Consider the following 14984-nt stretch of genomic DNA (forward strand, 5'->3'; position numbering starts at 1 on the left):
TTACTCCCGCTGCTCCCCCGCCGCGCCCGCGTACTCCACCTCCGCCGACGGCGACGGCGTACGGGCACCGGGGTCCCCGGGGACGCCGGACATGTGCAGGGCCTCGACCAGGTCGCGGTAGAGGCGGTCCGCGCGCAGGAGTTCCTGATGGGTGCCGACCGCGCGGACCCTGCCGTCCTCCATCACGACGATGCGGTCCGCGCTGATCACGGTCGACAGCCGGTGGGCTATGGAGATCACGGCGGCCCGGTCGGCGTGGGCGCGGACGTACTCGGTGACGGCCGCCTCGGTCAGGGCGTCGATCTGCGCGGTCGCCTCGTCCAGCAGCAGCACATCGGGGGCGCGCAGCAGGGCGCGGGCGAGTGCCACCCGCTGCCGCTGGCCGCCGGAGAGGGAGGTGGCGGACAGCTCGGTGTCGAGCCCTTCGGGCAGCGCGCGGGCGTGGTCCCCCAGCCGGACCTCGTCCAGGACGCGGTACAGGTCGTCCTCCGCGGCGTCGGGGTGGCCGAGGAGCAGGTTCTCGCGGAGGGTGCCGGGGATCAGCGGGGTGTCCTGCTCGACGTACGCGAAGCGGGCGCGCACCTCGGCCGCGGACAGTTCGGTGTACGGGGTGCCGTCGAGGCGCAGTTCGCCGTGCTCGGCGTCGAGGAAGCGCAGCAGCAGGGAGAACAGGGTGGTCTTGCCCGCGCCGGAGGGGCCCACCACGGCGGTGTGGCCGCGCGCGGGGACGGCGAGGTCCAGGGAGCGTACGGCGGGTTCGGTGCCGGGGGCGTACCGGGCGGTGACCGCGCGCAGTTCGAGCACGGGGCGGTCGGCGCGCGGCGCGGGGAACGTCTTGCCGGGCGGGGTCGTGGGGTGCCCGGCGGGGGCGGTGGGGGCGGTCTCCAGGGGGATGGCCTCCACCTCGCGGATGCGGGCGGCGGCGGCGATGCCGGACTGGAGGGCGGTCATATGGGTGGACAGTTCGGTGACGGGTCCCATGAGGGTGAACATGTAGAGCAGGAAGGCGATCAGGCTGGAGACCTCCAGATGTCCGGCCGAGACCCGCCAGGCGCCGAAGCCGAGGATGCCGATGACGGCGAGCTGGATGCCGGCGAAGGCGACCGTCCAGGCGACGGCCTCGCGCCGGACGGCGCTGGTGCCGTGCGCGGCGGCCGTGCGCGCGTGGACGACCACGCGGTCCGCCATGCGTTCCTCGGCACGGGCGGCCTTGACGGTCCGCAGGGCGCGCAGCGCGCCTTCCAGCGCGCCACCCATCCGCCCGAGAGCTTCCTGCGCCTTCTCCTGTTCGGTGGCGATGCCCGGCATCAGCAGCAGGAAGACGACGGCGATCACGACGACCGCGCCGGTGGTGACACCGAGCAGCACCAGGTCGAGGGTGCCCATCAGGACCAGCGTGCCGACCAGGAGGACGGCTCCGTTGATCAGCCCGACGACGCTGGAGGACGCGGCCTCGCGCAGCAGGACGGTGTCCGAGGTGACACGGGTGGCGAGCTCGCCGGTGGAGCGTCCGGACAGGGGAAGCAGGGCGGCGCGGAAGTAACGCCGGACGACGGACTCCCGGGCGTCGAGGACGATGCGTTCGGCGACGGTGCCCAGCAGGATCGCCTGCCAGAGGCCGACGAACGCGCCGACGGCGAGCAGCGCGAGCAGGACGGTGATCGGCCAGGCCAACCGGACGTCCCCGCTGAGGGTGTCCAGCACCGCCTTGGTCGCCATCGGGGTGGCCAGTTCCATCGCGGAGCCGAGCAGGGCCAGCACCAGACCGAGGGCGAGCCCGCCCTTGTGGGGGCGGGCGAAGCTCCACAGCACCCGCAGCCGGACGAAGGCGGGCCCGCCGCGCGCGGGCGGGTCGGAGGCGGGCGGGTCCCGGTCGGGCGCGGACGTGCCGGACGCGGGAGCGGTGGGGGCGGGCGCGGTGGTGGACGCGGTGGTGGACGCGGTCGGCGCTCGGCCGCCCGCCGGTTCAGAAAATAGGTCACTCATGCCCCAAAGTGAAGCATGACCGCCCGACAAGCGGCAACCGATTACCGATTCGTCTACACTGACGGCGTGCTCAATCAGATGCCTTCCGAGGAATCCCGTACGCGGTCCCGGACCCGCCTGGCGATCCTCGACGCCGCCGTAGCGGTCCTCGGCGAGGACCAGTCCGCCCCGCTCAGCCAGGTCGCGACCGTGGCCGGAGTGGCCCGCAGCACCCTCCAGCGGTACTTCGCGGACCGCTCCGCGCTGCTCGCCGCGCTCTCCACGTACGCGACGGAGAAGATCGACGACGCGACCCACCGGGCCCACGTCGAGGACGGGCCCGCCCTGGAGGCCCTGCTGCGGCTGGCCCGGGAGCTGTTCGACCTCGGGGACATCGTGATGCTGGTGGCGCCCGGCTGGGAGAACGAGGCCGAGGAGGAGGAGTCGGCCACCGACGTGGCGCTGCGGTCCCTGCTGGGCCGGGGCCGCACGGAGGGGACCCTGGACGCGCGGTTCACCGCCGCGTGGATGGAGCAACTGATGTGGTCCACCCTCTACACGGCGTGGACCCATGTACGCGACCACGGAGCCTCCAAGCACGACTCGCTGGCGGCTTGCCTGCTGTCGCTCTCGAAGTCGCTGGGCACCGGCGGACAGGTCGGCACCGGCGGACAGGGCTGAGCACACCGCCCCGGGGCGAACGGACCGCCGCCCTGGGGCATCCGCACGGAACCCGGGCCCGCGCGGCCCGGATCACAGGACCACGGGAGGGGCTGTCATGAGGATTCTGGTGACCGGTGCGACAGGAACGGTCGGCCGTCATGTGGTGCGCGAACTGATCGACGCGGGGGCGGACGTCCGCGCGCTGACCCGGGACCCGCGCCGGGCCGGTCTGCCCGCGCGAGCCGAGGCGGTGACGGGCGATCTCACCAGGCCCGCCGACCTCCGGGACGCGCTCAAGGGGGTCGAGCGGCTGTATCTCTTCCCGGAGCCCGACACGGCCCGCGAGGTCATGGCCCTGGCCGGGGAGGCGGGGGTCCGGCGCGTGGTGGTGCTGTCCTCGGGGGCCGTCACGGCGGGATACGACACCAGCTACCACCTGCCCGTGGAGCGCGCCGCCGAGGAGTCGGGGCTGGAGTGGACCCATGTACGGCCCGGTGAGTTCGCCATGAACCATGTCGCCCTGTGGGGGCCGCCGATCCGTACGGAGCGGGTCGTACGCCACCCGTATCCCGATCTGGAGAGCCGTCCCGTGCACGAGCGGGACATCGCGGACATGGCCGTCACCGCCCTGCTGGCGGACGGGCACACGGGCCGCGCCTACGCGGTCGACGGACCCGCGCCCCTCACCCTGCGCGAGCAGGTCCGCGCGATCGCCGCCGCCCTGGGCGAGGAGATCCGCTTCGACGAGGTCACCCCGGAGGAGGCGCGCGAGCACTATCTCCGCCAGGGCGGTTTCGCCGCCGAGAACGCGGACATGCTGCTCGGCTTCACGGACTACGAGGGCAACCCCGTCGACCCCGAACAGGACGATGACCCCGGAGCGGACCCCGGCCCCACCGCCGACCAGGACACGGGCCAGCACGCCGACCCCGGCACCGGCACGGACACGGACACGGACACGGACACGGCGGGATCGTCCGCGCCCTGCTTCCCGGCCGCCACCGCGACAGGGCGGCCCGCCCGCCCCTTCGCCGCCTGGGCCCGGGACCACGTCGACGACTTCCGCTGACCGGACCCCGCCGGCCGGGCCGGGCCTGACCGCGACGGCCCGGCCCGGCCCACTCACCACTCCAGACCCCCGAAATCCACGCTCCCGAACTTTCCCAAATGTATTCTGCAAAAATACTTTGGGAAAGCACCTCGCCCGGCCTACGCTCGAAAGGTGACCACCGAAGAGACCCGTCGCGACGGCACCCGTCGTGTCCTGGACCCCGAGCGCGACGCGGCAGCGCTCAAGGCCCTCACCCACCCCCTGCGCATCCGGCTGCTCGGCCTGCTGCGCCAGCACGGTCCGGCGACCGCCAGCGAGCTGGCGGCCCGTACCGGCGAGTCGTCCGCGTCCACCAGCTACCACCTGCGGGTACTGGCGAAGTACGCCTTCGTCGCCGAGGCGGTGCACCGGGACGGCCGGGAGCGGCGCTGGCGGGCGGAGCATCTGGTCACCTCGTGGAGCAACGAGGCCATGGGCGCGTCCTCGGAAGGCCGGGCCGCGGTCGCGGCCATGCGACGACGGCAGGTCGAACATCTGGCGGCCTCGCTCGACCAGCACGAGGCGGACGTGGAGGCCGGGCGGCTGGGCCAGGAGTGGCGGGAGCCTTCCGGGATCACCGACCTGCTGCCCCGGCTCACCCCCGAGTCGGCCGTCGAACTACAGCGTGTCTACGAGGAGCGCCTGGCCGAACTCACCGCCCAGGACGCCGAGGACCCCCGCGCACTACAGGTCGTGGTGCTCACCGCCACCCTCCCGCTCGCCCCGGAAGCAGCGGGCACCGGGCCCACCGAGGACACCACCGGCCCCCTCGGGGACACCACCCGGGACGCGGGATCGACCGTGGACGCCAAGGACACCGGCCCCGCCGAAAGCACGGAGCCGGCCCCGGACGCCGGATCAGCCCCCGGCGCCGGGGCAGCCGAAGACGGGCCGGGCCCCGGGAGCACCCGATGACTCCTCCCCCGCCCCCGATACCCGAACCCGAACCCGACGCCGAGCCCAAGGCCGACACGAAGACCGCCGCGAGCACGGGCACAGGCACAGACCCGGACCCGGACCCGGACGCGACCGTGCGGAAGGCGCGCCGCCGGTACATCACCGTGTGCGCCCTCTTCTGGCTGCCCATAGGGCTGACCATCGCGCCGCTGGTGCTGCTGTTCACCGAGCGGGGCATGGCGCTGACGGCCGTCGCGGGGTTCTTCGCCGCGCACTCCCTCACCACGGCGCTGCTCGAACTGCCCACCGGCGGGCTCTCGGACGTCATCGGCCGCCGCGCCGTCCTGGCCGCCGCCGGACTGCTGAACGCCGTCGCCTTCACCTTCCAGGCCCTGGGCACCACCGCCTGGGCAATCACCGTCGGCATGGCCCTGATGGGCGCGGCCCGCGCGCTGTCCAGCGGCCCGGCGGAGGCCTGGTACGTCGACACCGTGCAGGCCGCGCGAGGTCCCGGCGCCGAGCTGCGGACCGGGCTGGCCCGGGGCGGCGCGGCGGTCTCGGCCGCGCTCGCGGTGGGCACCCTGGTGGGCGGCGGGGTGCCCTGGCTGCTGGGCCTCGGCCCGGACCCGGGCGAGCGGCTGCGCGAGGCGACCTCGGGTGCGGTGCTCCCGCTGTCCGTGCCGCCCCTGATGGGCTCGGCGGTCGCGCTGGTGTTCGTCGCGTACGTGCTGGCCGTGCTCCGGGAACCCGGACGTCCGTCGGTGACACCGGCGGGTGTGCTCCGGGGCGTTCCCGCGACCGTCGCCGCCGGACTGCGGCTCGGGGGACGGAACGCGCTGGTGCGGCGGGTGCTGCTGAGCGCGGCGGCGGCGGGCGGCGGACTCGCCACGGTGGAACTGCTCGTCCCGGGACGGGCGGCGGCCCTGACGGGCGCCCCGGAGTCGGGGGCCGTGCTGTTCGCCGGGCTCGCCTGCACCGGGTTCGTCTGCTCGGCACTCGGCAACCAGCTCGCGCCCCTGACGGCCCGGCTGACGGGCAGCGGGGAACGCGCGGTGCTGGCGTCGCTGAGCGTCTGTGCCGCCGGTCTGCTGCTGCTCGGGGTGACCAGCGCGGCCACGGACGGCGCCCCGTTGGCGCTGGCGGCCATGGGCTACGGGCTGCTGTACCTCGGTCTGGGCGCGGCGGGGCCCAACGAGAACGACCTGCTGCACCGGAGCGTGACCAGCGCCGGACGGGCGACCGCGCTGTCCGTGCAGTCCCTGGCGCTGCAACTGGCGGGAGTGGTCGCGGGCCTGACGGTCACCGCGCTCCCCGCCGGGCCGCTGCCCTGGCTGCTGGTGTCGGCCGTGCTGTTCGCGGCGGCCCTCCTGTGGACGCGCCGGGTGTCCGGCGCGGGGCCTGGTCCGTCCCCCGAGGCGACCGGCGACCGGGCCACGGAGCCCGCCCGCCCGATGGCCCAGGGTCGCCCGGGTTGATCCGGCGGCGGGTGCCGTAGCCGCAGGAAGCGGACGGCTGGGGCACGGTCGCCCGAGGGGACCACCGTCGCGGAGATCCGGCGGATGCTGGGCCGACCCGGTCTTCCACCCGGCGCTTCGGGGGGATTTCCGGGATTCGGCGGGCGGGTCGTGCCTGATCACCCCGCCGTCTTCGATACTGGGCCTGTCGCCACCCGGGCACGGACCCGCGCCGGACGAACACCGCCCGCCGGACGCCCCGTCACCGCACCCGGCACACCGACCGCCCGCCCATCCAGGTCCCGACCCCACCCAGCCACCCAGCCACCCACGATCCGATCCCCACTGATCAGACGGGACGCCGCTCGTGCGGCCGACCGGAACTTCCCGGGAGGAACCCTTGCGCATGCTCATCAATGTCGCCGAGACCGTGGTGGCCGACGCCCTGCGGGGGATGGCCGCGGCACATCCGGAACTCACCGTCGACGTGGAGAACCGGGTCATCGTGCGCCGGGACGCGCCCGTCGCCGGGAAGGTCGGGCTGATCTCGGGCGGCGGGTCCGGGCACGAGCCGCTGCACGGCGGATTCGTGGGGCCGGGAATGCTCTCGGCCGCGTGTCCGGGCGAGGTCTTCACCTCGCCCGTGCCCGACCAGATGCTGCGGGCCGCGGCGGCCGTGGACAGCGGTGCCGGGGTGCTGTTCGTCGTCAAGAACTACACCGGTGACGTGCTCAACTTCGACATGGCGGCCGAGCTCGCCGAGGACGAGGGCATCCAGGTCGCGAAGGTCCTGGTCAACGATGACGTGGCGGTGCTGGACAGCCTTTTCACCGCCGGCCGGCGCGGCACCGGGGCCACCCTGTTCGTGGAGAAGATCGCGGGCGCGGCGGCCGACGAGGGCATGCCGCTGGCGCGCGTCGAGGCGATCGCCCGTCAGGTGAACGAGAGCTCCCGCAGCTTCGGGGTCGCGCTCAGCTCGGTGACCACCCCCGCGAAGGGCAGCCCGACGTTCGACCTGCCGTCCGGTGAGCTGGAGCTCGGCATCGGCATCCACGGGGAACCGGGCCGGGAGCGGCGGGCGATGATGACCGCGCGGGAGATCGCGGACTTCTCGGTGCAGGCCGTACTGGAGGACCTGGAGCCGAGGAACCCGGTCCTGGTCCTCGTCAACGGCATGGGCGCGACCCCGCTGCTGGAGCTCTACGGGTATCACGCCGAGGTACGGCGGGTCCTCGACGAGCGCGGGGTGACGGTGGCCCGGACCCTGGTCGGCAACTACGTGACCTCGCTGGACATGGCGGGCGCGTCCGTGACGCTCTGCCAGGTCGACGAGGAGCTGCTGCGCCTGTGGGACGCCCCGGTCAGCACCCCCGGCCTGCGCTGGGGCATGTGACCCCCGTACGAACCGACATCGCGAGGGGCGCGGCCCGGAAGGCGCGGACAACGAACCGCACACGCCCGGGTGCGACCCCTGCCCGACCCCATGAACCGCAAGGAGGCCCAGTGCTCGACTCCGAGTTCTTCCGCCGCTGGATGAGCGCGACCGCCGTGTCCGTGGACCGTGAGGCGGCGAGTCTCACCGCGCTCGACTCCCCGATCGGGGACGCCGACCACGGCAGCAACATGCAACGCGGCTTTCTCGCCGTGGTGACCACCCTGGACAAGGAGCCCCCGGCGACACCGGGCGCCGTCCTCGTCCTGGCGGGCCGTCAGCTCATCTCCACCGTCGGCGGTGCTTCGGGCCCGCTGTACGGGACGCTGCTGCGCCGGACCGGGAAGGCGCTCGGCGACGCGGACGAGGTGTCCGAGGCCGATCTGGCGGCGGCGCTGCGTACCGGGGTCGACGCGGTGGCCACGCTCGGCGGCGCGGCGCCCGGCGACAAGACGATGCTCGACGCGCTGCTGCCCGCGGTGGACGCGCTGGGCGACGGCGGCTCGTTCGCCGCGGCGCGGGCCGCGGCGGACGCGGGCGCGGAGGCGACGACACCGATGCTCGCGCGCAAGGGCCGGGCGAGCTATCTCGGTGAACGCAGCATCGGCCATCAGGATCCGGGGGCGACCTCGTCCGCGCTGCTGATCGCGGCGCTCTCGGACGCGGCCGGATCGGGGGCGTCCGGTGAGTGAGTCCGTGGGAGGGAACGACGCGGGCGCGCGGGCGGCGGACGCACGGCCCGGTGAGCGGGTCGTCGGCATCGTACTGGTGTCGCACAGCGCGGCGGTCGCGGCGTCGGTCGCCGAACTGGCGCTGGGGCTGGCCGCGGGCGGCGCCCCGGCGCCGATCGCCGCGGCGGGCGGCACCGAGGGCGGCGGACTCGGTACGAGCTCGGAACTGATCTCCGTGGCGGCGGCCCGGGTCGACCGGGGCGCGGGGGTCGCGGTGCTGACGGATCTCGGCAGCGCGGTCCTCACCGTCAAGGCGCTGCTGGCCGAGGGCGACGAACTCCCCGAGGCGACCCGACTGGTGGACGCGCCGTTCGTGGAGGGGGCGATCGCCGCGCTGGTCACCGCGTCCACCGGCGCCGATCTGGACGCGGTCGCCACGGCGGCCACGGAGGCGTACGACTACCGCAAGGTGTGACGGGGATTGCCGTGGCCGGACGACCGGCCACGGCACGCGTGCGGGACCTCGCGGCGAGGGCGCCCGGCCGGGCGCGCGGCTCTCGTCGTCATGGCGCGGCCCCCGAAGCGGCCCGGCCGGGCGCGGGCAACGGGTCCGTCAGCCGGTGCGGCACGGTCCCCAAAGCGGCCCCGCCGGGCGCGGGCAACGGGTCCGTCAGCCGGTGCGGGCGACGAGTTCCCGGGCCAGCCGCTCCCCCTCCGTGACGGCGGCCGAACGGCTCTCGATGGGCTTGGCCTTCGAGTCCTTGAACACGATGTACGTGACCCCGGACGGCACTCCGCCCGTCCGGGGATCGGACGGGATACCCAGCGCCTCGGCCGCCGCGTACGACGCCTCACCGATGATCCCGGTCGGGCCGGTGTCACCGACGACGGCGTACAGCACCTTGTCCTCGTGGATCACGGCGACGACGCTGCCGCCGTGGACGCCGTGGTCGCTGTGCTTCCACCGGGAGCCACGGGCGGGCACGACGATGAACGGCAGTTCCTCGGCGCTCAGATAGCGGCCGTCCGACTGCTGGAAGGCCGTCATGGCGGTGAAGGAGGGGTCGGTCTCCTTGTTGCAGTACCGCCCGGGGCGGCCGTCGCAGTCGATGTCCATGTCGGCGGTCCAGTGGACGGCCCCGGCCGTCCCGCACACCGGGACGGTCTCCGCCGCCGCGACGGCGTCGGTGCGGAACCTGCCCTGGGAGACCTGGGCGCAGCCCTTCACCGCGGCGAGGAGGTCGGCGGCCGTGACGGCCGCCTCCCGCACGACGGGGGCGCGGTGCTCCCAGCGCGGCGGCGGGGGCAGCGGAAGAGCCTCGGCCGAGAGGGCGGCGGGGGCGAGCAGGACGGTGCCGATCGCGGTGGCGAGTACCGTCGTCCGGTTGTGCACGATGAACAGACCCTCCAGATGCGGACAGTGACGAGCTGTCACACATTTGTGCCCGTTACGGGACATCCGTCCATCGCTCCGGGGCCGGACGGGCGGGTGAACCGGCGGTCGCGCGGCGTGTCGCCACCCGGTCGGCGCAGACGCCGCACGCGGTGGACGGTTTCGGATCGCTGTCAACCCCTTGATGTGCACTCAACATTCATGTCATACAGGTCTGTACCAATGCCGACCGGAAGGCACCACGGTGCGACACATCCCCCCACACCGCATCCCCCTCCGCGCCCTGCCGCTGTGCGCGGCGGCGTTCCTCCTGACCTCCTGCGGGTGGACCGACGACGGCCCGTCCGTCGCACCGCCCGCCGCGCCCATCGGCGTCACCGCCGAGGCCGGGAGCTCCAGCACCGTCCATGTCATGTGGAACCGGCCCGGCCCCGGCGCCAAGGTCGAGGGCTACTCCGTCTACCAGGGCGAGAAACTGGTCAAGGAACTGCCCGGTGAGCAGTACATGGTCGACATATCCGGGCTCAAGCCCTCGGCCTCGTACTCCTTCACGGTCCGGGCGCGCGACGACCGCGGCACCCTCGGCCCCAGGAGCAGGGCCGTCAAGGTGACCACCCCGCGGTTCAAGAAGGCCGACAAGAAGCCGCCGACGGTACCCGGCGAGCTGAAGGGCGACGCCCGGGGTGCCCGCAGCGCGCTGCTGACCTGGAAGAGCTCCACCGACGACCAGGCCGTCGCGTCGTACGACATCTACCAGTCGGGCACGAAGATCCACAGCGCGGGCGCGAAGGCCACCCGCACCGTGGTGACCGGGCTGCGGCCCGGGACCGACTACACCTTCACGGTCAAGGCGCGGGACGCGTCCGACAACTCCTCGGCCGCGAGCAACGCGCTGCGGCTGACGACCGCCGAGGGCGCGGAGGACGCCCGGGGCACGGCGCCGACCGAGTTCGAGGCGGTCTCCCGCGAGGAGGACGGGTCGTACCACATCGACCTGTCGTGGAACCCGCCGGAGACCGACGGGGTCGTGATGCAGTACCGCATCCAGCTCAACCGTGAGCAGACCACGTCCCTGGTCTGGGGCGGCAATCCGCCGAAGGGCCGCGCGAAGCACAGCTTCTACGCCGACCGGGAGAAGGGCGTCACCTATCGCGTGCGCATCCAGGCGATGCTGCCGGACGGCACGTTCGGGGAGTACTCGCCGGAGCGGGTCGTGGTGACGGGCGAGGCCCCGAAGCGGTAGCGGACGGCCGGGCCGGGGCGGTTCCCCGGTCCGGCCGGTACCGCCGGTCGCGCGGCGGGGTCCCCCGGACGTGGGACCCCGTCACCTGCCCGGACCGCGCCCGCATGCGGGCCGCTCCGATCGGCCGTTGGCTCGACCCAGGCAGCACGGACGACTCCCCACCCTCGGCGGCGCACGGGACGTACCGCCAACCGTGCCGTCGGAGGGCAGACACATGCGCACCACTCAGATAGCCGTCCGCGCCGGACTCGCGGTGGCCGTCGCCGCGATACCACTGGCGACGGCCTCCCCCGTGTTCGCCGGGGGCACCGGGGTACCGGGCATCACGGTCACCTCGTCCGGGTCGACGGTGCAGGTCAGCACCGGTGCCTGCGCCGGGGGCGGCACCGCGTCGCTGATGACGGGCACCCAGGCGGACTTCTCCCAGGGACGGCAGGCCACCCTCAGCACGGGGGCCACCCAGTCCGCCACCTGGACGAACGTCGGCTCCGGCACCTACTCGGTGTCGGTGGTGTGCGGCAACGGCTCCACGGCGGGGACCAGATCGGTCACCGTCAACGCGGCACCGACCCTGTCGTCGACGACCGCACCGGCGGGCGTACGGGGCGGCCTGGGCGGCAGCGCCACGGACCACCGCACCCTCACCCTGGTCGGCGGTGGGGGCCTGGTGCTGACAGGTGTCGCCGCCACCGTGCTGTACCTACGGCGCAAAGGCGGGGCGCGTCAGCACTGAGGCGTTCCACCCGACGGCCGCCGCCCACCCCGGGCGGCGGCCGTCGCCGTACGCGGAACCGGCTTGCCGTGACGTACGGGGTGGAGCCGTCGGCCGTCGCCGTACGACGCGGGAGCGGCAGCCGCGCGGGGAGCTACCGTCCTGCGGCCGGCGGGGTGCGCGCGGCGCCGAACTCCGTGGTCCTGCGCAGCCGGAATCCCATGTGCTCGTACACCCGGATGGCGTGGGTGTTGCGCGCGCTGGTGTGCAGGAACGGGACCTCACCGCGGTCCCGGACACCGGCCGCGACCGCGCGCACCAGCCGTGCGGCGAGGCCCTGGCCCTGGTGGCCGGGGTCGGTGCAGACCGCGCTGATCTCCGTCCAGCCGGGCGGTCTGAGCCGTTCCCCCGCCATCGCCACCAGCGCGCCGCCCCGCCGGATACCGAGATACGTGCCGAGTTCGACGGTCCGGGGCAGGAACGGCCCCGGCCGGGTCCGGGCCACCAGATCCAGCATTTCGGGCACATCGGCGGGCCCGAGCCGTACCGCCTCGGCGTCATGCGCGGCCACCAGACCGGCGTCCACGAACTGGACCCCGGCCAGCCGGTCGACCAGCGTCCAGCCCTCGGGCAGGGTCACCCCGGTCGCCGGGAGCGGCACCTCGGTGTCCGGCCCCACCAGCGCGGCGAGGTCCGCCCAGTCCTGCGGGCCCGGCTCCTCGGGCATCCCGAGCCAGGGCGACACGTCCAGCTGATAGCGGACGACCCGGCCGACGCGCTCCGCGAAGCGCGCGTGCGGGCCGTGGAGCGCGGCGTACGCCGGATTGTCGAGGATGTGCGGCACCCCGGTCAGCGCGGACGCCTCGTCGAGCGCGGGACCGTTCGCGGTACCGGGGGCGGCACCGGCGGGCGTACCGGTACCCGGGTCCCGCACGGGACCGGCCGCCGTGGCGAGGCCGGTCTCCGGAGCAGGGCCGGATGCGGACAGTTCGGCGGTACGGGACGGGGCGCTCACCGGCGGACCTCCCCACCGGGACGCCCGTCACGGTCTCCGCCGGGGTGCTCACCGGGGTGCCCGCCGGAATGCCCGTCAGGATCTCGGCCGACGTGCCCACCGGGATGTCCGCCGGGGTCACCGCCCGGGTCACCGCCGCCGATCTCGATGACCGTCTTTCCCCGGGCGTGCCCCTCCTCGACCTCGCGCAGCGCCTCGGCCGCGCGGTCCAGCGGCACGACGCGGGTGACCCGGGGGTCCAGGGAGCCGTCGGCCACCCGGGCGGCCAGTTCACCGAGGACGTCGGCGGCACGGGCGCGGACCACGAAGGCGCCGCCGAGCCGGGTGACGCCTTCCCGGTCCCCGGCGCTGACCAGCTTCGTCCGGTCGGCGACCAGCGGCCCGGCCTCCTGGAGCACCTCACCGCCCACGAGGTCGAGCACACCGTCCACGCCGTCCGGGGTGACGGCGCCCACCAGGGCGGCGAAGCCGGGGCCGGAGGCCACGTGCACGGCGCCCAGGGACTCCACGAACTCCTTCTTCCCGGCGCTCGCGAGCCCCACGACCCGCAGCCCCGAGGCCACGGCGAGTTGCAGGGCCGAGGCGCCGACCCCGCCGCCCGCGCCCGTCACCAGCAAGGTCGCGCCCCGGGGCAGGGCGAGCTGACGCACTCCGTCCAGGGCGGTGGCCGCGGCGACGGGCAGGGCCGCCGCGTCGGTGAAGGAGACCGCGTCCGGTTTGCGGGCGGCGAGGGCGACGGGCAACAGGGTGTACTCGGCGTAGCCGCCGTCCGACGGGTTGCCGAAGACGGCGTCCCCCACCCGGAACCCGCTGACGTCCGGCCCCAGCGCCTCGACGGTCCCCGCGACCTCGCTGCCGAGGACCACCGGGAAGCGCGGTTCCCCGGCGCCCGGTCTGCGCAGCCCTTCCCGGAGCTTCCAGTCGACCGGGTTGACCCCGGCGGCCCGTACGGCGACCAGGAGTTCACCCGGGCCCGGCACGGGCTTGGCCCGGTCCACGAGGGCCTGGGCCTCGGGGCCGCCGTGACGGGTGAACACGAATGCCTTCGGCATGGGACCTCATCCTCTCGCTCGTCGGCGGGCTGCCTGCTCTCCACCTGCGACTCTCCATCTGCGACATCGGCACCAAGGACGGAGGGGCACGCCGGTATTCCCCGGCCGCCGGAGTGTTCATACGGCCGCAACGATCCCCCTCCGCCGCCCCGCTCCGGCGGGGGCTCGCCCGATACCTCCGGAATGTTCCGGTGGCCGGGTCCGGTCAGCCGGGGGCGAGCCTCCACAGCGAGGTGATCTCGGCGGCGCGGGCGGGGTGGAGCGGGTCACCGGTGTCCCGGGCCCGCGGGTGCCGGGGCCGGGTCGCGATCCGGTCCACCACCCGCAGACCGGCCGCTCCGACAGCGGTCAGCAGTTCGGTCCGCGTCCGCAGTCCGAGGTGCTCGGCAAGATCCGACAGGACGAGCCACCCTTCCCCGCCGGGTCGCAGATGGGCGGTGAGCCCGTCGAGGAAACCGTGGAGCATGGCACCGTCCGCGTCGTGGACGCCCCGTTCGAGGGCGGAGGAGGGCGGGACGGGCAGCCAGGGCGGATTGCAGACGACGAGATCGGCGCGGCCCTCGGGGTACAGCGCGGGACCGGTCACCTCGACGCACGCGGTCAGGCCCAGCCGCCGGACGTTGTCACGGGCGCAGACCAGCGCGCGCGGGTTGATATCGGTGGCCACGACCTCCCGCAGCCCCCGCCGGGCCAGGAGCGCGGCCAGCACACCCGTCCCCGTCCCCAGGTCGAAGGCGCGGACTGTGCGGGCAGGTAGCGGGGCCCTGGCGACGAGGTCGACGTACTCGCCCCTGACCGGGGAGAAGACTCCGTAGTGCGGATGGACGTGCGCGCCCAGGGCGGCGACCTCCACACCGTTCCGCCGCCACTGGTGGGCCCCGATCACGCCCAGCAGTTCGGTGAGGGAGACGACCGTCGGGCCGGTGGGCGGTCCGTACGCCTCGGCGCACGCCCGCCGGACGTCCAGGGCCCGGCGCAGGTCCAAGGCGTGATCGTCCCCCAGCAGGACGAGAAGTCCGCCGAGCGTACGGGCGCGGTGCCGCCGGGCGCGGCGGTGTGCGCGGTATGACTCGGCGAGGTCGGCGGGGCAGGTGGGAGGGCTGGCGGCAGGGTCGGGGGCCCGTCGGTCGACGCGGCGGCCCAGGGCGGCGAGGAGGCCGCGCGCTTGGGGCAGGTCTCCCCGCCACAGCAGGGCCGTGCCGGTCCGGATCAACCGGTGTGCGTGGGTGGCGTTCATCCGGTCGTCGGCGGTGACGATCCGGCCGGGTGCCGGTGCCGCGTTCTCGGAATGCCAGCGGGCGACGCGGGTGGTGCCGTTCTCGGTCCAGCGGACGGTGGACATGGGGCTGCTCCTCGGGTGCGGGCGTGCGGGGCACGGAGCGCACTGCGACGAGGAG

The 14984-nt window shown here is 74.5% G+C and carries 14 protein-coding genes; 9 read left to right on the top strand and 5 right to left on the bottom strand.

The features are described 5' to 3' along the window. Positions 1-1986: an ABC transporter ATP-binding protein gene (locus AB852_RS36690; RefSeq protein ID WP_178391212.1), complete on the bottom strand. Its 1986-nt coding sequence runs from the start codon at positions 1984-1986 to the stop codon at positions 1-3. A gap of 66 nt (positions 1987-2052) precedes the next feature. Here AB852_RS36690 and AB852_RS36695 point away from each other — a divergent pair, with 66 nt between their 5' ends. The 7 genes from AB852_RS36695 to AB852_RS36725 all read left to right on the top strand — a co-directional run bounded on the left by AB852_RS36695 (position 2053) and on the right by AB852_RS36725 (position 8647). Continuing rightward, positions 2053-2646 (top strand): TetR/AcrR family transcriptional regulator, encoded by a 594-nt coding sequence (locus AB852_RS36695; protein ID WP_073795790.1) that lies wholly within the window; start codon positions 2053-2055, stop codon positions 2644-2646. A 97-nt stretch (positions 2647-2743) separates the two neighbouring features. Then, a complete protein-coding gene (locus AB852_RS36700; protein WP_073795792.1) occupies positions 2744-3697 on the top strand; it encodes an SDR family oxidoreductase in 954 nt (317 codons plus the stop codon). A gap of 153 nt (positions 3698-3850) precedes the next feature. After that, on the top strand, positions 3851-4633 hold the full coding sequence (locus AB852_RS36705) for an ArsR/SmtB family transcription factor (RefSeq protein ID WP_073795794.1): 783 nt from the start codon (positions 3851-3853) through the stop codon (positions 4631-4633). Continuing rightward, positions 4630-6090, top strand: coding sequence for an MFS transporter (locus AB852_RS36710; protein ID WP_245877063.1), 1461 nt, complete (start codon positions 4630-4632; stop codon positions 6088-6090). The genes AB852_RS36705 and AB852_RS36710 overlap by 4 nt, the downstream gene beginning before the upstream one ends. Before the next feature lie 379 nt (positions 6091-6469). Beyond that, entirely contained in the window at positions 6470-7462 is a 993-nt protein-coding gene (gene dhaK / locus AB852_RS36715) for a dihydroxyacetone kinase subunit DhaK (RefSeq protein WP_073795809.1), read from the top strand. A 110-nt stretch (positions 7463-7572) separates the two neighbouring features. Further along, the gene (gene dhaL, locus AB852_RS36720) at positions 7573-8193 is read left to right on the top strand and encodes a dihydroxyacetone kinase subunit DhaL (RefSeq protein WP_073795811.1); all 621 of its coding nucleotides are present in this window, start codon (positions 7573-7575) and stop codon (positions 8191-8193) included. 4 nt (positions 8194-8197) lie between these two features. Next, on the top strand, positions 8198-8647 hold the full coding sequence (locus AB852_RS36725) for a PTS-dependent dihydroxyacetone kinase phosphotransferase subunit DhaM (protein ID WP_073795813.1): 450 nt from the start codon (positions 8198-8200) through the stop codon (positions 8645-8647). 195 nt (positions 8648-8842) lie between these two features. On the opposite strand, the gene AB852_RS36730 is transcribed toward AB852_RS36725, so the two are convergent. After that, a complete protein-coding gene (locus AB852_RS36730; RefSeq protein ID WP_245877064.1) occupies positions 8843-9607 on the bottom strand; it encodes a glycoside hydrolase family 75 protein in 765 nt (254 codons plus the stop codon). Positions 9608-9809: 202 nt separating this feature from the next. Here AB852_RS36730 and AB852_RS36735 point away from each other — a divergent pair, with 202 nt between their 5' ends. Together AB852_RS36735 and AB852_RS36740 are read left to right on the top strand one after the other, a co-directional pair. Further along, a complete protein-coding gene (locus tag AB852_RS36735) occupies positions 9810-10808 on the top strand; it encodes a fibronectin type III domain-containing protein (RefSeq protein WP_245877065.1) in 999 nt (332 codons plus the stop codon). Positions 10809-11022: 214 nt separating this feature from the next. Continuing rightward, positions 11023-11541: a hypothetical protein gene (locus AB852_RS36740; RefSeq protein WP_073795815.1), complete on the top strand. Its 519-nt coding sequence runs from the start codon at positions 11023-11025 to the stop codon at positions 11539-11541. A gap of 133 nt (positions 11542-11674) precedes the next feature. Here AB852_RS36740 and AB852_RS36745 read toward each other — a convergent pair whose 3' ends face one another. From AB852_RS36745 to AB852_RS36755, 3 genes are all read right to left on the bottom strand, one after another. Continuing rightward, complete coding sequence (locus tag AB852_RS36745) at positions 11675-12373, bottom strand: GNAT family N-acetyltransferase (RefSeq protein WP_073795955.1); 699 nt, start codon at positions 12371-12373, stop codon at positions 11675-11677. Between the two features lie 158 nt (positions 12374-12531). After that, positions 12532-13587, bottom strand: coding sequence for an NADP-dependent oxidoreductase (locus AB852_RS36750; RefSeq protein WP_073795817.1), 1056 nt, complete (start codon positions 13585-13587; stop codon positions 12532-12534). Positions 13588-13792: 205 nt separating this feature from the next. Next, positions 13793-14929: a methyltransferase gene (locus AB852_RS36755; RefSeq protein ID WP_073795819.1), complete on the bottom strand. Its 1137-nt coding sequence runs from the start codon at positions 14927-14929 to the stop codon at positions 13793-13795. Positions 14930-14984 lie beyond the last annotated feature (55 nt).

This window comes from Streptomyces uncialis (assembly GCF_001905345.1).
GTDB lineage: Bacteria > Actinomycetota > Actinomycetes > Streptomycetales > Streptomycetaceae > Streptomyces > Streptomyces uncialis.